Source organism: Marinospirillum sp. (assembly GCF_044810985.1).
GTDB lineage: Bacteria > Pseudomonadota > Gammaproteobacteria > Pseudomonadales > Halomonadaceae > Marinospirillum.
Map to the genome: position 1 here is coordinate 504,683 of NZ_CP085242.1, position 19,183 is coordinate 523,865.

Annotated in this window: 29 protein-coding genes and 1 tRNA gene; 20 read left to right on the plus strand and 10 right to left on the minus strand. The window is 52.8% G+C overall.

The window, feature by feature from the left end; genetic code table 11:
* Positions 1 to 17: 17 nt before the first annotated feature.
* Positions 18 to 1,262, minus strand: a complete 1,245-nt coding sequence (locus tag LG323_RS02395) for an EAL domain-containing protein (RefSeq protein WP_404418721.1) — start codon at positions 1,260 to 1,262, stop codon at positions 18 to 20.
* A gap of 276 nt (positions 1,263 to 1,538) precedes the next feature.
* On the opposite strand from LG323_RS02395, the gene LG323_RS02400 reads away from it, so the two are divergent.
* Genes LG323_RS02400 through LG323_RS02425 form a run of 6 tightly spaced genes read left to right on the plus strand, consistent with a single transcriptional unit; the run spans position 1,539 to position 4,857 of the window.
* Positions 1,539 to 2,255, plus strand: a complete 717-nt coding sequence (locus LG323_RS02400) for a YebC/PmpR family DNA-binding transcriptional regulator (protein WP_404418722.1) — start codon at positions 1,539 to 1,541, stop codon at positions 2,253 to 2,255.
* A 21-nt stretch (positions 2,256 to 2,276) separates the two neighbouring features.
* A complete protein-coding gene (gene purU, locus LG323_RS02405; protein ID WP_404418723.1) occupies positions 2,277 to 3,131 on the plus strand; it encodes a formyltetrahydrofolate deformylase in 855 nt (284 codons plus the stop codon).
* Positions 3,132 to 3,143: 12 nt separating this feature from the next.
* On the plus strand, positions 3,144 to 3,500 hold the full coding sequence (locus LG323_RS02410) for a CidA/LrgA family protein (RefSeq protein WP_404418724.1): 357 nt from the start codon (positions 3,144 to 3,146) through the stop codon (positions 3,498 to 3,500).
* Positions 3,493 to 4,218, plus strand: coding sequence for an LrgB family protein (locus LG323_RS02415; protein ID WP_404418725.1), 726 nt, complete (start codon positions 3,493 to 3,495; stop codon positions 4,216 to 4,218). The genes LG323_RS02410 and LG323_RS02415 overlap by 8 nt, the downstream gene beginning before the upstream one ends.
* A 40-nt stretch (positions 4,219 to 4,258) precedes the next feature.
* Positions 4,259 to 4,543 (plus strand): addiction module protein, encoded by a 285-nt coding sequence (locus LG323_RS02420; protein ID WP_404418726.1) that lies wholly within the window; start codon positions 4,259 to 4,261, stop codon positions 4,541 to 4,543.
* Between the two features lie 8 nt (positions 4,544 to 4,551).
* A complete protein-coding gene (locus LG323_RS02425; protein WP_404420101.1) occupies positions 4,552 to 4,857 on the plus strand; it encodes a hypothetical protein in 306 nt (101 codons plus the stop codon).
* Here LG323_RS02425 and LG323_RS02430 read toward each other — a convergent pair.
* The 3 genes from LG323_RS02430 to LG323_RS02440 are packed head-to-tail and all read right to left on the minus strand — an operon-like array spanning position 4,854 to position 7,674.
* Positions 4,854 to 5,573 (minus strand): HAD-IA family hydrolase, encoded by a 720-nt coding sequence (locus LG323_RS02430; protein ID WP_310697976.1) that lies wholly within the window; start codon positions 5,571 to 5,573, stop codon positions 4,854 to 4,856. The two genes, LG323_RS02425 and LG323_RS02430, sit on opposite strands and share 4 nt — an antisense overlap.
* A gap of 14 nt (positions 5,574 to 5,587) precedes the next feature.
* Positions 5,588 to 6,307, minus strand: a complete 720-nt coding sequence (ubiG, locus tag LG323_RS02435; protein ID WP_404418728.1) for a bifunctional 2-polyprenyl-6-hydroxyphenol methylase/3-demethylubiquinol 3-O-methyltransferase UbiG — start codon at positions 6,305 to 6,307, stop codon at positions 5,588 to 5,590.
* A complete protein-coding gene (locus tag LG323_RS02440) occupies positions 6,304 to 7,674 on the minus strand; it encodes a TRZ/ATZ family hydrolase (protein ID WP_404418729.1) in 1,371 nt (456 codons plus the stop codon). Before LG323_RS02440 ends, ubiG begins: the two co-directional genes overlap by 4 nt.
* 67 nt (positions 7,675 to 7,741) lie before the next feature.
* On the opposite strand from LG323_RS02440, the gene mtnA reads away from it, so the two are divergent.
* The 8 genes from mtnA (at position 7,742) to LG323_RS02480 (ending at position 12,222) form a co-directional block, all read left to right on the plus strand.
* On the plus strand, positions 7,742 to 8,815 hold the full coding sequence (mtnA, locus tag LG323_RS02445) for an S-methyl-5-thioribose-1-phosphate isomerase (protein ID WP_404418730.1): 1,074 nt from the start codon (positions 7,742 to 7,744) through the stop codon (positions 8,813 to 8,815).
* 78 nt (positions 8,816 to 8,893) lie between these two features.
* Positions 8,894 to 9,457: a DJ-1/PfpI family protein gene (locus LG323_RS02450; protein WP_404418732.1), complete on the plus strand. Its 564-nt coding sequence runs from the start codon at positions 8,894 to 8,896 to the stop codon at positions 9,455 to 9,457.
* A gap of 26 nt (positions 9,458 to 9,483) precedes the next feature.
* Complete coding sequence (locus tag LG323_RS02455) at positions 9,484 to 9,837, plus strand: ribbon-helix-helix domain-containing protein (protein ID WP_404418734.1); 354 nt, start codon at positions 9,484 to 9,486, stop codon at positions 9,835 to 9,837.
* Between the two features lie 11 nt (positions 9,838 to 9,848).
* Complete coding sequence (locus tag LG323_RS02460) at positions 9,849 to 10,184, plus strand: gamma-glutamylcyclotransferase family protein (RefSeq protein ID WP_310697118.1); 336 nt, start codon at positions 9,849 to 9,851, stop codon at positions 10,182 to 10,184.
* A 4-nt stretch (positions 10,185 to 10,188) separates the two neighbouring features.
* The gene (locus tag LG323_RS02465) at positions 10,189 to 10,515 is read left to right on the plus strand and encodes an antibiotic biosynthesis monooxygenase family protein (RefSeq protein ID WP_404418735.1); all 327 of its coding nucleotides are present in this window, start codon (positions 10,189 to 10,191) and stop codon (positions 10,513 to 10,515) included.
* A gap of 101 nt (positions 10,516 to 10,616) precedes the next feature.
* Positions 10,617 to 11,144 carry a hypothetical protein gene (locus tag LG323_RS02470; RefSeq protein WP_404418736.1) on the plus strand — a complete coding sequence of 176 codons (528 nt, stop codon included), beginning with the start codon at positions 10,617 to 10,619 and terminating at the stop codon, positions 11,142 to 11,144.
* Positions 11,145 to 11,270: 126 nt separating this feature from the next.
* A tRNA-Val gene (locus tag LG323_RS02475) sits at positions 11,271 to 11,347 on the plus strand.
* A 95-nt stretch (positions 11,348 to 11,442) separates the two neighbouring features.
* The gene (locus LG323_RS02480; protein WP_404418738.1) at positions 11,443 to 12,222 is read left to right on the plus strand and encodes an ion channel; all 780 of its coding nucleotides are present in this window, start codon (positions 11,443 to 11,445) and stop codon (positions 12,220 to 12,222) included.
* Positions 12,223 to 12,285: 63 nt separating this feature from the next.
* Here LG323_RS02480 and LG323_RS02485 read toward each other — a convergent pair whose 3' ends face one another.
* From LG323_RS02485 to LG323_RS02495, 3 genes are all read right to left on the minus strand, one after another.
* Positions 12,286 to 12,489 (minus strand): cold-shock protein, encoded by a 204-nt coding sequence (locus LG323_RS02485; protein WP_310697121.1) that lies wholly within the window; start codon positions 12,487 to 12,489, stop codon positions 12,286 to 12,288.
* Between the two features lie 204 nt (positions 12,490 to 12,693).
* Entirely contained in the window at positions 12,694 to 13,437 is a 744-nt protein-coding gene (locus tag LG323_RS02490) for a CLCA_X family protein (RefSeq protein ID WP_404418740.1), read from the minus strand.
* 112 nt (positions 13,438 to 13,549) lie between these two features.
* Positions 13,550 to 14,089: a CAP domain-containing protein gene (locus LG323_RS02495; protein ID WP_404418741.1), complete on the minus strand. Its 540-nt coding sequence runs from the start codon at positions 14,087 to 14,089 to the stop codon at positions 13,550 to 13,552.
* Between the two features lie 172 nt (positions 14,090 to 14,261).
* On the opposite strand from LG323_RS02495, the gene LG323_RS02500 reads away from it, so the two are divergent.
* The 4 genes from LG323_RS02500 to LG323_RS02515 are packed head-to-tail and all read left to right on the plus strand — an operon-like array spanning position 14,262 to position 16,561.
* A complete protein-coding gene (locus LG323_RS02500; RefSeq protein ID WP_404418742.1) occupies positions 14,262 to 15,230 on the plus strand; it encodes a CsgG/HfaB family protein in 969 nt (322 codons plus the stop codon).
* Positions 15,227 to 15,550 carry a hypothetical protein gene (locus LG323_RS02505; RefSeq protein WP_404418743.1) on the plus strand — a complete coding sequence of 108 codons (324 nt, stop codon included), beginning with the start codon at positions 15,227 to 15,229 and terminating at the stop codon, positions 15,548 to 15,550. The genes LG323_RS02500 and LG323_RS02505 overlap by 4 nt, the downstream gene beginning before the upstream one ends.
* Entirely contained in the window at positions 15,543 to 15,884 is a 342-nt protein-coding gene (locus LG323_RS02510) for a DUF4810 domain-containing protein (protein ID WP_404418744.1), read from the plus strand. The genes LG323_RS02505 and LG323_RS02510 overlap by 8 nt, the downstream gene beginning before the upstream one ends.
* Positions 15,885 to 15,904: 20 nt before the next feature.
* Positions 15,905 to 16,561 carry a DUF799 domain-containing protein gene (locus LG323_RS02515; RefSeq protein ID WP_404418746.1) on the plus strand — a complete coding sequence of 219 codons (657 nt, stop codon included), beginning with the start codon at positions 15,905 to 15,907 and terminating at the stop codon, positions 16,559 to 16,561.
* On the opposite strand, the gene LG323_RS02520 is transcribed toward LG323_RS02515, so the two are convergent.
* Together LG323_RS02520 and LG323_RS02525 are read right to left on the minus strand one after the other, a co-directional pair.
* Positions 16,535 to 16,921 (minus strand): DUF1828 domain-containing protein, encoded by a 387-nt coding sequence (locus LG323_RS02520; protein WP_404418747.1) that lies wholly within the window; start codon positions 16,919 to 16,921, stop codon positions 16,535 to 16,537. The genes LG323_RS02515 and LG323_RS02520 overlap by 27 nt on opposite strands.
* Positions 16,918 to 17,427 carry a hypothetical protein gene (locus tag LG323_RS02525; RefSeq protein WP_404418748.1) on the minus strand — a complete coding sequence of 170 codons (510 nt, stop codon included), beginning with the start codon at positions 17,425 to 17,427 and terminating at the stop codon, positions 16,918 to 16,920. The genes LG323_RS02520 and LG323_RS02525 overlap by 4 nt, the downstream gene beginning before the upstream one ends.
* 170 nt (positions 17,428 to 17,597) lie before the next feature.
* Here LG323_RS02525 and LG323_RS02530 point away from each other — a divergent pair, with 170 nt between their 5' ends.
* Together LG323_RS02530 and LG323_RS02535 are read left to right on the plus strand one after the other, a co-directional pair.
* Positions 17,598 to 17,987: a hypothetical protein gene (locus LG323_RS02530; protein ID WP_404418750.1), complete on the plus strand. Its 390-nt coding sequence runs from the start codon at positions 17,598 to 17,600 to the stop codon at positions 17,985 to 17,987.
* Positions 17,984 to 18,817 (plus strand): alpha/beta hydrolase, encoded by an 834-nt coding sequence (locus tag LG323_RS02535; protein ID WP_404418752.1) that lies wholly within the window; start codon positions 17,984 to 17,986, stop codon positions 18,815 to 18,817. Before LG323_RS02530 ends, LG323_RS02535 begins: the two co-directional genes overlap by 4 nt.
* On the opposite strand, the gene LG323_RS02540 is transcribed toward LG323_RS02535, so the two are convergent.
* Positions 18,801 to 19,178: a gamma-glutamylcyclotransferase gene (locus LG323_RS02540; protein WP_404418754.1), complete on the minus strand. Its 378-nt coding sequence runs from the start codon at positions 19,176 to 19,178 to the stop codon at positions 18,801 to 18,803. The genes LG323_RS02535 and LG323_RS02540 overlap by 17 nt on opposite strands.
* Positions 19,179 to 19,183 lie beyond the last annotated feature (5 nt).

Here is a 19,183-nt window from a genome sequence, read left to right on the forward strand (position 1 = left end):
GCTGCACTGCCGTGGTGCTAAACATTTTCCAGCCAGGAAGCGGGCAGGTCGGCACAAAGCACCAGCAGCTTACCGGAAGTACCCCCGCGAAGGGCAACGGACAGGGTGATATCCAGAGTGGCATCGGGGAGGCCCAGATAGGGGGCTGAAACCTGAACCTGACCGGGCTGCTCCAGAGCATTGCGAAAATAACTGCGCCTGGCCCAGAGAGCGCCTGCACCCTGATTGAGCGGAGCATAAGCCGGTGTGGCTGTAGGCGCACCACCTGGGTGCAGGTTTTCCACGATTTGCACCCCTTCTGCGTCCAGCAGGTAAATGCGTTCTATAGCTGGATGCTCCTGCAGAGGTTGGGTGGCTGTATTGAAATCTATTTCCTGTTCCAGACTTTTGGCAGTTTCCTTGAGCAGGCACTGCAAAGTGCGCTGTTTTCGGGCCTGGGTGTGCTGGCGCGCCAGTTGGCCGTGCAGGGCATGTTGGTGCAGGGATTGTATGGAGGTGGCCAACTGCTCTGCCTGGTAATCCCCCCGAAGAGAAGGCCGGGCAAAATAAAAACCCTGGGCCAGATCGCATTCACTGTCCAGCGTCAGCAGGGCATCGTCTTCGGTTTCTACACCTTCCAGCAAAACCAGGGCACCGGTTTCACGCAGTAGAGCCACACAGCGTGAAAGCCAGCGTTGCCGCCTGGGGCTGTTGCGGGCATTGACCAGCATGGAGCGATCCAGCTTGACGATGTGGGGTTCCAGTTGCCAGATACGGTCAAAATTGGAAGCCCCGGTGCCAAAGTCATCTATGGCAATCAGAAAACCCGCTTCCTTGTAGTGTTGAACAAAGTCCTGCAGCAGTGACGGATCTTTTACAGCATCTTCCAGAATTTCCAGAACAATTCGCTCACTGCCCAGCCCCTGGCGCTGCAGAAACTTATCCAGCAGACCTGAACGCAGGTTGCGGGGGTTGATGGTTTCACTGCGCAGATTCATGAAAAGCCACTGATTTTCCGTGTTCATCTCACCGAAATTAGTCAGGTGCCTGGCAATGCATTCACGGTCAAACTGTTCGACCCGGTTTTCCAGTTGAGCGAGATTGAAGGCTTCCAGAGGCGAACAGGGTTTGCTCGCGCGGGTTGCCCTGAGCAAAGCTTCATAGCCCACAACGCGCCGATGAGTCAGGCTGACGATAGGCTGAAAGTGGCTTTTGATTTGCATGGATTGGGTGGGCCCTTGGCTTTCGGTGACAAGGCTAAAGGGTAATTCGAAGTGGGACATCCTGCAGTCACCTTTTATTAAAATATCAGGTTCTTTGGCAAAACAATAGATTGCCAGCTCATTGAATGGTTAATAACTTTGCAAGAAAGAGGCCAAGTGTTGTAAACCTGACATGATCAGCTGTCAGCCCTCCTGAATAACGGTTTTTTTGCTGTTTGCTGTGCAGAGCCAAGTGGGTTCTGCACTTTTTTGGTGCTCCAAGCAAAGGATGCAGGACGCTGGTTTTGTAGTAAACTGTGCGCCTTTCATTTTCATTCAAGCACAGGAATTGAACACATGGGGCGCGCTTTCCAGAACCGCAAAGAATCCATGGCCAAAACGGCTGCGGCAAAAACCAAGGTTTACAGCAAATATGGGCGTGAGATCTACGCAACGGCCAAGTCCGGCGGTGCCGACCCTGATGGCAACCTGGCCCTGCGCGGCTTGATCGAGCGCGCCAAGAAAGACCAGGTGCCCAGCCATGTGGTGGAAAAAGCACTGGAAAAAGCCAAAGGTGGGGGTGGGGAAGACTTCTCTGTAGCCCGCTATGAAGGCTTTGGCCCCGGCAACATCATGGTCATCGTCAACTGCCTGACCGACAATCCCAATCGCACCTTTGGTGATGTGCGCCAGTGTTTTACCAAAACCAAATGCAAAATCGGCACACCCGGCAGTGTCAGTCACATGTTTTACCACAGTGCCATTCTGGCTTTTGCCGGAGACGACGAAGAAGCGGTTCTGGAAGCCCTGATGGAAGCGGATGTCGATGTCACTGACATCGAAAACGAAGAAGGCCAGATCACCGTTTTCGCCCCGCATACCGAATACGCCAAAGCTCGCCAGGCCCTGGTTGAAGCCTTTGGTGAGCTGGACTTTGCCCTGGATGAAATTCAGTTTCTACCCCAAACGACTTCACCGCTGAATGAAGAAGATGCGGTTATGTTCGAGAAATTTCTCGATCTTCTCAACGACCTGGATGATGTCCAGACCGTCTATCACAGCGCGGAATTTTGAAAAAACAAGGTTGAATAACGGATGGAACGCACCTATACCCTGACTATTTCCTGCCCGGATCGGGTGGGTATTGTCGCCAAGGTCAGTAATTTTCTGGCGATGTACGGTGGCTGGATTACTGAAGCCAACCACCATTCCGATCTTCTGGCCAATCGCTTTTTCATGCGCCATGAAATCCGTGCGGCTTCTTTGCCGTTTGGGCTGGATGAGTTTCGTACGGCTTTCGGACCGATTGCCCGTGAATATGAAATGGACTGGGACATCACCGATTCGGACATCAATAAAAAAGTGGTGCTGATGTGCTCGAAGGAATCCCATTGCATGGTGGATCTGCTGCACCGCTGGCAAAGTGGTGAGCTGGCCTGCGATATTCCCCTGGTGATTTCCAACCATGAAGACCTGCGCGACCTGGTGGAATGGCATGGCATTCCCTTCCATCACGTGCCCGTAAATAAAGACAACAAGCCCGAAGCCTACGCACGTGTGGAACAGTTGATTGATGAAGCCGAGGCCGACTGTGTGGTGTTGGCGCGCTATATGCAGATTATTCCCCCGACGCTGTGTCAGAAGTACCAGCATCGGATCATCAATATCCACCACAGCTTTCTACCCTCCTTTGCCGGGGCCAAGCCCTATCATCAGGCTTATGAACGGGGCGTGAAGCTGATCGGGGCGACCTGTCACTATGTTACCGAAGAACTGGATGCCGGGCCGATCATCGATCAGGACACGGTGCGGGTTAATCACCGCCAGACAGCCGAGGACATGGTGCGCCTGGGGCGGGATGTGGAAAAAAGTGTACTGGCCCGTGGTCTGGCCTGGCATCTGCAGGATCGGGTGCTGGTGTACGGCAACAAGACAGTGGTTTTCAATTAGAGGTAGCCGGGTTTGATTTTGCAGGGTTTTGCGGTTTTATTGTTTTTCCAGCTGCTGGGCGAACTCCTGGTTCGGGCCAGCGGCCTTCTGGTGCCTGGGCCGGTGCTGGGTATGGCGCTTTTACTGGCGTTCTTGTTGTTTCGCAAAGGGATTGCCGCTCCGATACGGGAGACTTCAGAAGGCTTGCTGCGTTACCTGCCTTTGCTGTTTGTACCGGCGGGGGTGGGTCTAATCAATCACGGCGTGCTGCTCAAGCAGGATTTTGTGGTGATTGCCGTGACCCTGGTGATCAGCACAGCGCTGACTCTGGCCGTGACCGTACTCGTTTTGCAGGGTTTGAAGAAACTCCTGGGAGCCAAGAATGCCTGAAGTTCCTGAAGTCTTGACCGAGCTGTGGGTTTACCTGACCGCCAGCAAAGTGCTTTATCTGTTTTTGACCCTGGTGGCTTTCATGCTGGCCCAGTGGATCAATCGCCGGGCCGGGGGAACACCTTTCCTGCATCCAGTACTGGTGGCGATTGCCCTGATTGTCAGTTTTTTGCTGCTGACAGAAACCCCCTACAGTGTTTATTTTGAGGGTGCCCAGTTTATTCATTTTCTGATGGGACCAGCCATTGTGGCTCTGGCTGTGCCTCTGTATGACCATCGGGAAAGGATCAAACGTGAATTCATTCCCCTGATGCTGGCTTGCCTGGCGGGGATCGTGACTGCGGTGCTTTCGACCATGGCGCTGGTGAAGTTGCTGGGTGGGCGCGAAGATACCCTGATGTCCCTGGCACCCAAGTCTGTGACTTCGCCCATTGCCATGGGTATTGCCGAACAGATTGGTGGTTATCCCGCCCTGGCTGCTGGGATCGTGCTGATCACCGGGGCCACTGGCTGCGTGCTGGGGCCACCCATCTTTCGCTTGCTGAGAATTGAAGATCATGCCGTTCAGGGGTTTGCCATGGGCCTGGCAGCACACGGTTTTGGAACGGCGCAAAGCTTTAGCCTCAGCAACCTCGCCGGGGCCTTTGCCGGTCTCGCCATGGGCGTCACTGGCCTGCTGAGCGCTTTTTTGATACCGCTGTTGGTTCGGTTGTTTTGATCAACAAGTAGCCAGATTTGGTCTTGTTATAGGATGTGTTTTGCTGCATCCTTTGATTATTGCCACTTGGTCAGTTTTGGTAGATCCGATGAATACAGCCCAATTTGAAAATATCACTAGCGCTGCAATGACCCTGCCTGAGCGGGAGCGTGCCAAACTTGCACATGATTTGGTAGCAAGTTTGGATGGTCCTGCTGATATGAGTGTGGCAGAGGCCTGGGATGCTGAGATTTGCCGAAGAATCAAGGATATTGAATCTGGAAAAAGTGAACTCCTGGATGCAGATGAAGCCATTGCGAGTGCCAGAGAACGCATAAGGAGCTGATTTTGAAGGTGAAAGTTAGCACGGAAGCTGCCGAAGAGCTGATTGAGGCCGCCGCTTGGTATGAGTCGGAAGTCCGCGACCTTGGAGAGCAACTGATAGATACGTTTGAGCAAGCGATAATCAAGCTCAGTGAACCAAACCCTCCGCTCGTACCCTTGGTTGGCGAAGCTGCCAAACTGGGAGCAAAAAGACTTATTCTTCAACGATTCCCTTTCTCCATTGTGACGATAACAAGTAGCCAAGTGATAACTGTTGTCGCTTTCGCTCATCACTCAAGGAAACCTGGCTACTGGCACGAGCGAATTATCCCCTAGCTATCTAGCTTTCTTTCAATCCAGCTGTTCAATTCGGTCACACTGGTGGCAATAAAGTCTGCACCCCAGTGGGCCGGATTTTCATCCATGCCGATATAGCCAAAACCGGCGACCAGGGTTTGCATTTCCGCTCTTAAGCCCGCTTCGATATCCCGGGCGTGGTCACCAATGTAGAGGCAATGCTCAGGCTGAACAGCCATTTGCCGGGCGGCAAAGAGCAGGGGAGCCGGGTCGGGTTTGCTGACACCCAGGTCTTCCGGGCAGACTACGACTTCCGGGTGGAGTTTCAGGGCTTTAACCAGCAAGTCCGTGTAGATGCGAGGTTTGTTGGTGACAATGCCCCAGGGCAGGGGTTGTTTTTCCAGGCGCTCCAGAAGCAGCTCCATGCCTTCAAAAACCCGGCTGTGCTCAGCGACCTTTTCCTTGTAAAGATCCAGAAGGCGGCTGCGTAACGGCGGGTGCTCTGCTTCTCCGACCTTGACTCCAAAACCCAGTTCGATCAAGGCATTGCCGCCGTTGGAGACCTGGTCACGAATACTCTCATAAGGCAGTTTCGGCAGGTCTTTTTCCATCCGCAAACGGTTGAGCGCCAGTGCCAGGTCAGGGGCGGTGTCGACCAGAGTGCCATCCAGATCAAAGAGGACAGCCTGGATGGGTTTGCTCTCAGCACCGGCGGGGTAACTCGGAGGTTCCTTTTGTTCAGCAAGGGATTGCACAGCTTTTGGCTCCATTATTCAGGTTTGGTGGCACGCATCAGGTAATTGACCTGAACATCATGAGGGGTCAGTTTATAACGTTTTGTGACCGGGTTGTAAGTCATACCCATCAATTCAGCCACTTCCATCCCGGCAGCACGAATCCACTGACCCATTTCTGATGGCTTGATGAACTTGCTGTACTCATGAGTGCCGCGTGGCAGCAGCCTTAGCAGGTATTCGGCACCCAGAATAGCAAACAGATAGGATTTAGGGTTGCGATTCAGGGTCGAAAAGAATACCTGACCACCCGGTTTAACCAGACACGCACAAGCCTGGATCACTGCAGCCGGATCGGGAACATGCTCCAGCATTTCCAGACAGGTGACGACATCAAAGCTTTCCGGGGCCTGTTCAGCCAGCTCCTCAGCAGTCATCTGGCGGTAATCGATCTCCAGGCCGGATTCCAGCTGGTGCAGACGCGCCACTGCCAGCGGGGCTTCACCCATATCAATGCCGGTGACCTGAGCACCACGCTGGGTCAGAGCCTCGCTCAGCAAGCCGCCGCCACAACCGATGTCAGCGACTTTTTTACCGGCTATGGCGGCTTTCAGGTCAATCCAGTTGGCACGCAGAGGGTTGATGTCGTGCAGGGGTTTGAATTCACTTTCGGGGTCCCACCAGCGCGAGGCCAGAGCTTCAAACTTGGCGATTTCGCTGGAATCAACATTGGTGCGGTTTTCTGCAGTGCTCATGCGTCAGCATCCTGTGATTGAAAAGTCTCTTTAATTCGATTGCGCCAGGCCGTGGCCTCGCTTTTTAACAACTTGAGATCCAGCCCGCAAAGCTTGCCATCCTTAACCCGCTGCTGACCCGCCACCCAGACGTTTGTCACCTTATCCCCCATGCGGCCATAAACCAGCTGCGAAGTCAGGTGATGAATCGGCCAGCAATCCGGTGCATCCAGTTTAAGGCTACAAAGATCCGCTGCAAAGCCCTTGCGCAGTTGCCCGGTAAAAGGCGAATTGGACAGGGCCTTGCCACCTTCCACCGTGGCCATCTGCAAAGCAGCCGTTGCTGGCAGGGCCGCGGCATCCTGGTGCACCGCCTTGGCCAGCAAGGCCGCAGTCTGCATCTCTGCCCAGAGATCCAGGTCATTATTACTGGCAGCACCATCGGTGCCCAGACTGACGCTGACTCCCGCCTGGTGCAAGGCTTCCACGGCACAGAAACCACTGGCCAGCTTGAGATTGGACTGAGGGCAGTGCACCACACTGGCCTGGCGATCCGCCAGCAATTGGATGTCTTCAGGCGTGGCCTGCGTCAAATGCACGGCCTGAAAATTGGCATCGACAAGACCGAGTTGATCCAGCCTTTGCAAAGGATTTATACCGTTATCCTCTGTCGCCTGTGTCACTTCAAAAGCCGTTTCGTGGACATGCATCTGGACTTTTAACTGCAGATCACGGTTGATGTCGAGCAATTTCTGCAGGGTGGCATCGGAAACTGTGTAGGGCGCATGCGGCCCGAAAGCCAGTTTGACCCGTGGGTTATCCTGATACTGCTGGTAAAGAGCCTGGGTTTTTTCCAGGGCATCGTCAGCCGAGCTTGACCAGGGGTTGGGAAAATCAATGATGGGGGCACAGATCAAAGCGCGAATGCCCATTTCTTCGGCCACCTGGGCCACCACTTCCGGAAAAAAATACATGTCACTGAAACAGGTGGTGCCGTTGAGCAGCATTTCCGCGACCGCCAGGCGGGTTCCGGCGCGCACAAAATCTTCACTGATGTGCTGGCCTTCAGCGGGCCAGATGTGTTCTTCCAGCCAGGTCATCAACGGCAGGTCATCCGCCATACCGCGGAACAGGGTCATGCCCGCATGGCCGTGCATATTGTGCAAACCGGGCAAGAGCACCTGATTGTCCAGGTATTGCGGCTGTAGGTGTGGGTAGGCCACCTGCGCTTGTTTTTGCGGAAGGATATCGAGAATTTCTGATCCGGCTAATACCAGAGCGTGATTTTCCAGCGGCTGCAGGCCGGAATCAGTCGCCAGGGTATCCAGAGTCAGCAGCCATTCTGGAAACAGCAGTTGATCGGCTGGGGAATTTGAAGGCTTGGGCATGGGTTTTCCGGTATACTCTCGCGCCACGTTTAAGCAGAGATTGATAACTGAAGTTTAAGGATGCGATATGACACCTGATTCAACCATGAAAGTAAAGGCGATTGACTGGCAAGCAGGCGAATTATTCCTGCTGGATCAGCGCCTTTTGCCTCACCAGGAAGTCTGGGTGAAGTGTAGCAGGGTTGATGAAGTGGTGGCAGCGATTCGCGACATGCTGGTGCGCGGTGCGCCTGCAATTGGTATCACGGCAGCTTATGGGGTGGCGCTGGCTGCTCGGCAGCGTTACCGGGAAAATGCCGAAGCCTGGCAGGCCGATATAGAAGAGGATCTGCATGCCCTGCAGACCAGCCGACCTACGGCGGTCAATCTGTCCTGGGCACTTAAACAAATGCGTCGCCAGCTGGTGAACATCAAACCCGGTGTTGATCCTTTTCCGACCTTAAGTGCTTTTGCTGAAGCCATTCATCAGGCGGACCTGGAAGCCAACCTGCTGATGGGCAAGCTGGGTGCAGAAATTCTCGCCAGCAACCAGGATCATGGCCGCGAAGTTATGACCCATTGCAACGCCGGAGCCCTGGCAACCGGGGGTTATGGTACGGCCCTGGGAGTGATTCGCGCTGCCTGGGAGCGCAAAGTGATCGACAAGGTGCACGTCAATGAAACCCGCCCCTGGCTGCAGGGTTCCCGCCTGACCGCCTGGGAGCTGGAAAAAGAAGGCATTCCTTCCCTTTTGCATGTGGACTCAGCCGCAGCCCACCAACTGAAAAACTCGCCCATCAGCTGGATTATCGTCGGGGCCGATCGCATCACCGCCCACGGCGATGTAGCCAACAAGATCGGCACCTATCAACTGGCCGTCCAGGCTTTGCATCATGGGGCTGGTCTTATGGTCGTGGCACCCACCAGCACCATTGATATGGAACTGGAATACGGTGAAGATATCGAAATCGAACAGCGCAGTGCTGATGAAGTACTCTGCGCAGGGGGTCAACGAGTCGGCGCAGAAATTGAAGTAACCAACCCGGTTTTTGATATCACCCCGGCAGATCTGGTGGACTACCTGGTGACTGAAAAGGGCGTTATTCACCGCCCGGACAAGGAACAGCTGCAAAAACTCATGTCACGTAAATCCATGCACTAGTAGTAACCCTTTAATACCACCGGGTAGACACCCTGTGGCAGGCTTGTTCCGGGTACAACAAAAACAGGAGACCCGGACATGAGCAAGAAAATTCTGATGATCACAGGCGATTTCACCGAAGACTACGAAACCATGGTGCCTTTCCAGACACTGCAGGCTTTCGGACACCAGGTGCACGCCATATGCCCCGACAAAAAGGCCGGAGACAGCGTAGCCACCGCCATTCATGACTTTGAAGGCGACCAGACCTACAGCGAAAAACCCGGCCATCGTTTCACCCTCAACGCCAGCTTCAGCGACATCCAGGCCAGCGACTATGATGCCCTGGTGATTCCCGGTGGCCGTGCGCCGGAATACCTGCGCCTCAACCCCGAAGTCATCAGCATGGTGCAGCACTTCTTTGAAGCCAACAAACCCGTTGCTTCCATTTGCCATGGTGCACAATTGCTGGCAGCTGCTAAAGTTCTGGAAGGGAGACATTGTTCAGCCTACCCGGCCTGCCAGCCTGAAGTGGAGCTGGGCGGTGCCCGTTATGCCAACATCGACGTCGACAAGGCTGTGACCGATGGCAACCTCGTCACGGCACCGGCCTGGCCCGCTCACCCGGACTGGCTGGCCCAGTTCCAGAAACTGCTGCAATAACCCGCACAACAAACAGGAGGGGTGTCATGTGTCAGCTTTTCATCAATGCCGACCCGGAACTCTGGAAAAGCGCAACTCATTCACTGCGCATCGACGGCATGGTCACCAGCATTCGCATGGAAAATGCCTTCTGGAAGATTCTGGAAAGTATTGCCCAGCGAGACGGCATGAACACCCCGCAACTCATTACCCGCCTGTACCATGAATCCATCGATGCCGGGCACGACCTCGGCAACTTCACCTCCTTCCTGCGTGTCTGCGCCCTGCGCTACCTCAACCTGCAACTCCAGGGTGAAATCCCGGTCGACACCGGCATAGGTATTGCTACACTCAATGCTCAGGACATCCTGAAGCGGGAACGAAGCCGCAAACATCATTGATGGTAACGATCATGCCACTCCTCTTTTCCTACGGAACGCTGCAACAAAAAGAAGTCCAGCTTGCCAACTTTGGCCGGGAGCTGTCAGGGGTTAAAGACACGCTGCAGGGTTATACAGTGGGTGAAATGGTGATTACTGATGAGCGGGTTCTTCGGGAAAGTGGCAAGGCAATTCATCCCATTTTACGCTTCACGGGTGATCTGGCCGAGGAGGTGAGGGGTACAGTCTTTGAACTCACGGAGGCTGAGCTTGCACAAGCGGATGACTATGAAGTTGATGATTATGTTCGCACCCTGGCCAGGCTGAAATCCGGTACAGAGTGTTGGATCTATGCAGCAGCAAGGTAACCCCATGCCCAGAATTGCAAACACGCCAGAACCGCCTTATTACGCCGTAATTTTCACTTCTCTGCGAACAGAGGGGGATCATGGCTACGATGAAATGTCCCGAAGAATGGTTGCGCTGGCATCGGAGCAGCCGGGTTTCCTGGGGATAGAATCTGCACGTGAAGGCGTGGGTATTACCGTATCCTACTGGACTGATCTGGAATCCATCAAAAACTGGAAAGCCCATGCCGAGCACAAGATTGCCCAGCAGCTGGGGCATGAAAAATGGTACTCCAGCTTCAAAACAAGAATTGCAAAAGTTGAGCGGGATTATGGGGTCGGAATCTGTTGATATTGGCTTTTCTGAGTTCGATGACGTACAGACGCATTCAATACTGCTGGCGAAACTGGTGATTCATCCGTCTCGTACGGGTCAACATCAGGAGAACAATCATGAATGCATATCGCCATCACGTATCGGGGTTTTTTGCTCACCGCGAAGAAGCTGAAAGCACCCTGTCTATGCTCATTGAGCAAGGCTTGCCACGCGAACAAACGAATATCTTTGCCGCCAACTCCACCTCGTCTTCACCGGCACAGGAAGTGAAAAGTGACAAGGCGCTGCAGGACATGGTGGTGGATGGTGCAATCGGTACTGCGGTTGGCACCGGTGTCGGCGCACTGGGCAGTGTGGCGCTGGCAGCCGCGAGTGTGACACTGTTCGTTGCCAGCCCGGTGGTTGCACCCCTGGTACTGCTGGGCTGGGGAGCAAGCGTCGGTGGTTTGATCGGGGTTGCTGCAGGGGCCACAGAAGGCGAAGGCAGCAAAAAAGGCTGGCTTTCTGATCTGGTTGCTGATGCCATCGCCAATGGCCATGTTGTGCTGGTGGTGGAAACCCGGAGCGAACAGGAATCGATAACTGCGCGTAATGTGGTCAAGGCTTCGATTGGTGAGTACAAAGAGGATCAAGCCCTGGTCTAAGACTCTGATGGAGCCAGATTACTGAAAAACGAAAGAAAATTAAAAATTAAGCAAAAAGGCTTGCAATTCAGTCAGTCACACCTATAATACGCAGCCATTGAAAGGCAACGCCTTCAACCGATTTACAGGACTATAGCTCAGCTGGTTAGAGCGCCACCTTGACATGGTGGAGGTCAGCGGTTCGAGTCCGCTTAGTCCTACCAAAATATGTATCAAAAAAAGCCGCTTACACTATACTGTAAAGCGGCTTTTTTTATTGGTGGCCAGACTCAAGAACACCCACATAACGACTTGGCATGTGAACAAACTTTATAAGAACCTAAGGCTTCTCTACACGGGGGGAAGCCACCGTGCAAGGCTGTTTCGCTACTCGTTGATTGTTTTTGATGCCCTTAGCATCGTCTACTTCATAGCCGTTGCAGCCCTTCCCGAGACGCCTGTCACCAGGGTGTTGAACAGTGTTTTGGGCATACTTATTCTCCTGGATCTTCTGGCCAGGCTATGGATTTCTGAAAACCGGCGGCGCGAACTGATTCGGATCTACACGATCGCAGATCTGATTGTCATTACTTCACTGCTGATTGCGCCACTTTTTGCCGCCAATCTCACATTTTTGAGGGTTCTTAGGGGCCTGCGGCTGATCCATGCCTATCACCTGTTGCGGGATCTCAGACGCGAAAGCCTGTTTTTTCGCCTTCATGAAGATGCGATTCTGGCCGCTGTGCATCTTTTCGTCTTTATCTTTGTCACAACCTCACTGGTTTTTGTGCTGGCTTTTGAAGAACATACCGGTGTCGGCGGTTATATTGACGCGCTTTACTTTACCGTGGCCACTCTGACGACCACCGGCTTTGGTGATATCACCATGACAACAGCAGGTGGAAAGCTACTTTCCGTCTTCATCATGATCTTTGGTGTGGCGCTTTTTGTGCAGCTGGCACGTGCTATTTTTCACCCTTCCAAGATAAAGTATAAATGTCCTGAATGTGGCTTGAACCGTCACGATCCGGATGCAATCCACTGTAAACATTGCGGCAAGTCACTTAAGATCGAGACAGAAGGCAGCACGGAAACGTAACACCCACCCATAAAAAAACCCACCAAAAGAGGTGGGTTCTTCTTCAAGCTGGCTTACAAGTGATTAGAGCACTTGAATACCGGAAGCTTGGTCGCCTTTGGGGCCGGTAGTCACTTCAAAAGAAACCTTTTGATCTTCAGTCAGAGACTTGAAGCCATCAGCGCGGATTTCAGAGAAGTGAGCAAAAACATCATTACCACCGTCTTCAGGTGTAATAAAGCCAAAGCCTTTAGCATCGTTAAACCACTTAACTGTACCAGTTTGCATATCGTAATACCTTTCGTTCAATAAATTATCAGAACTTCAAGAAAAACATTTCCAAGTTCGTTGTTGCTAGGATCAAGGGAGTTCTAAATAAAGTACTGACAAAACTGAAGGGTCTTGATTGCAGAACTGTTCCAAACACCGACTTGCTACCTACAACGCACAGGCTGCGCTTTTAAAAGCTCCCCGTCAAGCCCTCGAATTTAATTAATTTCGACTTCCGGCATTCAGTGCTGCTCCCAGGGTTGAAAAATATTCACGGAAAGCCTGATTGATTCGCTCTCGCTTTTCACCCAGGGGGTAGAGGCCTGCCTTGGCTTCCTCTGAGAAGCGTGTTCCTCTCACCAGAAAAGCATTACGTGGGCCGGTATCCTCCACAAATGCCTCGAAAGCACGTGCGCAGACCTCTTCCGGTCGGGCGTAGTAAAGAACGCCCAGTTTTTGATCCGCACGCTTCGAGCACTGAAAAAGTGAGCTGGGCTGGTTGCCGGTCTCATCCAGCAGAATCGCCTTGAAGCCTTCATTCAAGAGGCTGTTAATGGGGTGGGGGACGCCGGGTTGATTGTTCAGCCAGCAACTGGAAGCAAAGGCCATGCCTCCGGGCTTTTTAAAAGCCTTGTCAGCCAGGTAATGATCCAGAGCATGAAACCACTCATGGGCCAGACTCCCTGCACCTGCATTCTTGGCCAGAGCCAATTGCCTTGAGGCCGGTATATAATGAGCTGCCACACCGGGTCGCCCACCAATACCGTATTGAAGACCCAGGTGCCCCCGCAAAGAGATCAAGGTTTCCGGCCCTTGCAGCGTAGCCATCAAATCACCCAGAGCACGATGAAAATTCACCGCCGCCCGATCCCGCTCGGCTGGCGTCACCCAGCGACCTATTTCAATCGTGCGAAAATCGTACTGCTTGCGGATCGTTAAAAAGGTAACAGGTGAAGAAGATAGCATGCTCAACCTAAGACAAAACCGTAAGTGAATACTGACATTTATACAGTAAACTGAAAAGCGGAGGCAAATCAAGAAACTGTCAGAAAAAATGAGTAGGGGGTGCTTAACCCGCTCAGTCCCTTGGTTGTGCCAGTTTCAATGTCCAGTAGCCTCTGCCTGAATCTTCCCGTGTGGCGGCAATACCCAGTTCAGTGACATCACTGGCCATCATGTTGACGCAGTGCCCGTCACTGCCCATCCAGGCTTCTGCCAGGTGTTCAACGCTAGTGAAATAGCCAGCAGCCACGTTTTCCCGAATGGACTGCCATTCATAACCCTGACGGTTGATGCGGTCATCCGCTCCAGAGCCATCGGAACCGGTATGGCTCATCTGATTCATTTCAAACTGATCATCCGAGTGAGCCTGAGCGGCTTGAGCCACTTTCTGGTTCCAGGTTAACGGTTCTTGTTTGCCAAAAGCACCCTTGGAGCCACAAGTAGCGCCATTTGCCCGATAGTCATTAATGGCAATGATAAAATCATTGATTTCCTGAGTGGTCATGGGATTCGACAGACCGGCAGCTTCACCTGCATCAGAGGACTCGATACAGCCGGTCAACAAAATGATTGATGCTGCCAGCATGAAAGGTGGGAGAGTTTTAGAGTAAGGCATCCGAATTCCTTGAAGATCTTGGCGACAGAGGTGATTCAAGCAAGATATTCCGAAGATCCTGCAAGCGCAAGCTCAGTAATTCTGATCCACAGTATAATAAAGCATTGAAAGTCAATTAGCGGTGTCTAAAGGCCTTGTTGCATCTATCTGCTTGATAGCAAACGAGGTTTTTGTGAAAAAAGTACTGTTACTGATTGCTGCCGCCACTCTTGCCGGTTGTGCAACCCAGACCCCGCAAATGCGTGATGCAGAATCGGGGGTTTCTCCTGATCAACAACGAGCGGCTCAACTTGAAGTCCAGCAAGCCTCAGCCTCAAAGAAACTGGCCCTGAAACGTAAAATAGCGGTGGGCAGGCTTTCCAATGAGACCAACTACGGGCGTAGCCTGTTACGCCAGGGTGCAGAAGACCAGCTTGGCGCCAAGGTGACGGACATGTTCCTCCAGGCCTTGGCCAACAGTAACAACTTTCTGGTATTTGAAAGGCCGGATATTTCCTTGCTGCAGAAAGAAGCCAGCCTCTCTGGGCAGGAAGTGAATCTTGTCGGTGTTGATACCCTGGTGATCGGCTCTTTAACCCAGTTTGGTCGTGCAACCACCGGTGAGCGGGGTTTCCTTTCTTCATCAAAACGACAGGAAGCAAGCGCAACGGTGGATCTTCGCCTGGTGGATATGAACACAGGCCAGGTATTTGAGTCGGTTACCGGTTCTGGCTCTTCCTCTACCGAACATGCCCGCACCCTGGGGTTTGGCTCGGCTGCCGGTTATGACGGCAGCTTGAATGACCAGGCCATTGCCGCTGCAGTAACCGCTGCTGTTGACCAGATGACGCGCCTGTTTATGGACAAGCCCTGGACCGCCGATGTTCTGGGTGAAGAAGAAAACCTGATTTTCATCAGTGGCGGAAAAAGCCAGGGTATTCAGACAGGTATGACGTTTGATGTGGAAACCAGGGGGCGGGAAGCAAAATCCAAGACCACGGGTACGACCATTACCTTACCTGGCCGCAAAGTCGCTGAAATCAAGATCGTCAGTCTCTTCGGTGAAGATGTCTTGAATCAGGGTGCGGCTGCAACAGTTACCAGTGGCTCGCTTGAAGGGCATGAGCTGAGCGACCTCTGGGTTAAGGAGCAGGTGCAATGAAATACCTGATGATTTTAATGCTTGCTGTATTCCTGGCAGGTTGTGTTCAGTCTCCCACCCACAACACCCAGGTGGTTGATGATCGCCCGGGTCTGGCTTTTGAATTGCTGTCATCCTCGGCAAAGGTTTATGAGTTGAAGGTGGATGGCGTCTCTTATGGTCGCGTGGATCAATATCTGGCCGGTGAAAACCGACTGAGGATTATTGACGGCAGCCACCGGATAGAGCTTTTTGATCGACAGGGGAAGGTTGTTTACAGTCAGCGCGTTTATCTCGGTTCAGGAAGCAATCGCATCCTGAAGATCGGGAATTATGAATAAGAAACTGATTTTCATTGTTTTTCTGACGGTGATCGGAACAGGCTGCGCAAGCAACAACCGGCTTTATGATTGGGGGCAATATGAGCAAACGCTCTTTGTGTTCTACCATGACCCGGCCCAGAAGGAGCAGGCGCTGAAAGATTACCTGGCCTTTGTGCAGGAGCATGAAGGAGATCCTCGGCTGGCTCCTGGTCTTTATGCTGAAGCTGGCACTTTTCTGCTGGAACAGGGTGATGTGGAGGGCGCGGTTGGCTTTTACAGGATGGAATACGACCGCTGGCCGGAAAGCCAACCCATGTTGGGTGCTCTTATTACAAACCTGGAAGCCCAATGATGAGCCGTTTGAGACTAGCCTTGCTTGTTATAATCGCTCTTGTTGTCTCGGGTTGTGCGGCATCAAGTACCCGCCATTATGAGACTTTTCACGATGTTCAACTGAGATCCATTCTGGTGGTTCCACCCCTGAATGAAGTGACGGATGTTCAGGCAACCACCTCGGTTCTGGCGACCTTGCCCTTCTTTCTGGCTGAGAAAGGCTACTATGTTTTTCCGGTGAATACGGTTAAAACCCTGCTGGAGTTTGAAGGCTACTATGAGCCAGCTGAGGTGCATGCCGCACCCCCTGAGCAGTTAGCTAACCTGTTCAAGGCTGACGCCGTGCTTTATGTAACGATTCACGAGTGGACATCCAAATATATCGTGCTTGCGACCTCAACCCAGGTGGATTTTGGCTACAGGCTGGTTGCTGCTGACGGAAGCCTCTTGTGGGAGAAACGAAGCCGGGCGCACTACACACCCAGTAATAGCAGTGGCGGAGGGCTGGCCTTGATGTTGAATGCCATTCAGGCTGCAGTGGAAAGAGCCAGCCCCACCTATATTCCGCTCACCCGGTCAGTCCACTCGCAGGCTCTGCTTGGAGAGGGCAGTGGTAACCGGGGAATTCCTCCAGGCCCTTATCACCCCGGCCATGAAGCCTATCTGACATCAGAGGGCCTGCCCACTGCGCGGTAAGCAGGCTTGACCGATTCGGGTCATGGCATCCATGAATCTGGCCAGAAACCAGGGCAGTTCCTCTGCTTTGCAAACCGTAAAAAGCTCACCATGATCAGACAGTTCGACTTTGCAGCTCCGGGCTATTTGCTGCAGCTGGTCAGCTCGCTTGGCATTGGAGGCCATGCCGAAGGTTTGTGCGGCAAACAGGGTGTTGGCATTGTCTGAAATTCGGTAGCGTTCATTGCCCAGTTCCTGAACATAAGCACCCAGGCCACTGCCATCAAAAGCAAGGCTCAAAGGGCTTTGTAGAAAAACAAGGCCATCTGTGACAGGTTTGCAGGTCAGATTGAGCAGTGCTCCGGCATCTTCGCAGTTCATAGCAGCGGCCTCGTTTGTCCTGAATCGGGAAGGTTCAGTTCGGGAGCATCCATGATATTGGCATGCAGCAAAAAATCCTCCCATAAATCTTCAATGCTGGCATCCGGAAGAGGCTCGGCATAACCCGTAATGGCATCAGGAACACAGCGGTGCAGGTGCGGTGGATTCACTTCTCTGAGATACATTTCTTCGTTTTCTCCCACCAGATTAAGGTGGTGGGCGGGTTGCCCGGCATCCAGCCCGAGAATACGAACATCCTGAAAAAGCAGGCTGGCGGAGAAGGTGTCCTGAACGCCGGTTAGAATGCTAGGCTTGAAGTAAAGCTCAAGCACCAGACCTTCTGGAAAAAGGCCATCTATCATTAACGGGTTCTTACTGCTGTAGCTTTTGGGAAAGCAACGATCACTTTTCTGCGCCCAGTTGATTTGCGTGCCTGCAGCCCAGGCCTTGAATTCACTGATGACCAGTTGGGCCTCATCGTAGGTCACTTCCTTTATTTTGGGCACCGAGCGGCTCCTTGATGTTTTGCCATTGATTGGGATAATCCGGTTGCGCGAATATTGTAGCAGGTTTGGCTGTCTCGATTGACCACCCTGGTTACCATCCGGTTACTAAGGTGCTATGATTGACTTACATTTTATAGGGTGAAAATGCCATGGAAATCCGAAAATTTTCTTTGTTGTTTGCCGCTTTTCTGGTTGTTACGCTGAGTGGGTGTAAATCAGACTCCAATTCTGTGGAACTGGTGGAGAGCGAGGTTGAAAGCCAGGTGGAGAATGAAATTCAGAATGAATTCAAAGATCCAGCCGACACCCGTTTCCGAAAGGGCAGCTTTTCTTCGTATGACCCAGAGACACTGGAGTTTATCGGCGGATTTATTCCCGAAGCGACCAGTTTCATGTTCTGCGGTGAAGTGAATGGCAAAAACCGCTACGGTAGTTTTTCCGGCTTCAAGAAGTTTGCAGCTCTCTATTCACCACCGCTTGACGCAGACAGTGAACCTGATATTGATGTGACCTATGAGGGCAATCATCAATTCAAATCGATTTCCAAGGATTGCCCGTGAACACCCTGCAAATTCCCAGGCTTGAGCTTTTATACCGTTTATCGAAACAGCCTGATGCCGTTCCGGTGTTGTTTGTACACGGTATTTTCAGTGGCGCCTGGATCTGGGATAAGTATTTTTTGCCCTGGTTTGCTGAGCGGGGTTACCAGGCTTATGCCTTGAGTTTTCGGGGGCATGGTCATTCATCGGCTCCTGATCCGGACGGCCAGTACCAGATGCATGAATATGTTCAGGATCTGGCCGATGCTGTGGCGATCATTGAGCGTACCCACGGGCAAGCTCCTTTGCTGGTTGGTCATTCCATGGGTGGCATGGTGGTGCAGCGCTATTTAAGTGAGCAACGCGGACGAGGAGCGGTGCTGGTGACCAGCATTCCGCCACAGGGGATCTGGCCTTTGTCCTGGGCGAATCTGCTGACCCATCCTTTTGAATCCCTGAGCCTGTCCCGCAGCTTTATGTTTCCCGAATCAACCACACCCGCGGAGTTTCATCAGGCCATGTTTTCCGGTCCGGTGGAAGCCGGTAAGCTGGTTTCCTGGATGCGGCAGATGGTTCCTGAATCCTTTGCACTGATCTGGGATATGACCTGGCGTGACCTGCCCTATGTCTTTGAAGTCTATAAAACCCCGCTTGAAGTGGTGGGAGCCAGGCAGGACAAGGTGATTCCTCCCAGTATGGTGAAGCTGACCGCGGCCACTTATGGCTGCACACCCCGCTGGGTGGATGCCGGGCATGGCCTGATGCTGGATACCAGCTGGCAGGCCGCTGCCGAAACCGTCAACGAAGCTCTGGAAGCTTTGCTGGCTGCGGAACTCAAACAACAGGCTTGACCCGGATCGGCCAGCCTCCCTCACGGATAACCGGGCAGCCAGCAGTGGTGTGGTTGTAAAGATACACCCAGGCCTGGCCCTGGTTGGTGGCAAGCTGGCGACGATGATAAAGCCCCTGGGTGGAGTTGCGTTCATCAACGCCTTCCAATACATCCAACTGGGTAAAGGTTTGGCTGTCCACTTCATAGATTTCCACGACAACACCCGCGGAAGGCTCCAGGCGTGCACCAGGGTAGGGCCCCAGATCGTATAAAACCAGATTGTGGAGCCGGTCTTCGCCCAGAAAGCGGGCTCTGTTCATGTAGTGATGATTGCTTAATCCCTTCTTTAAAGTCCCATAAACAGCAACCCGAGTGGTCATTGCAC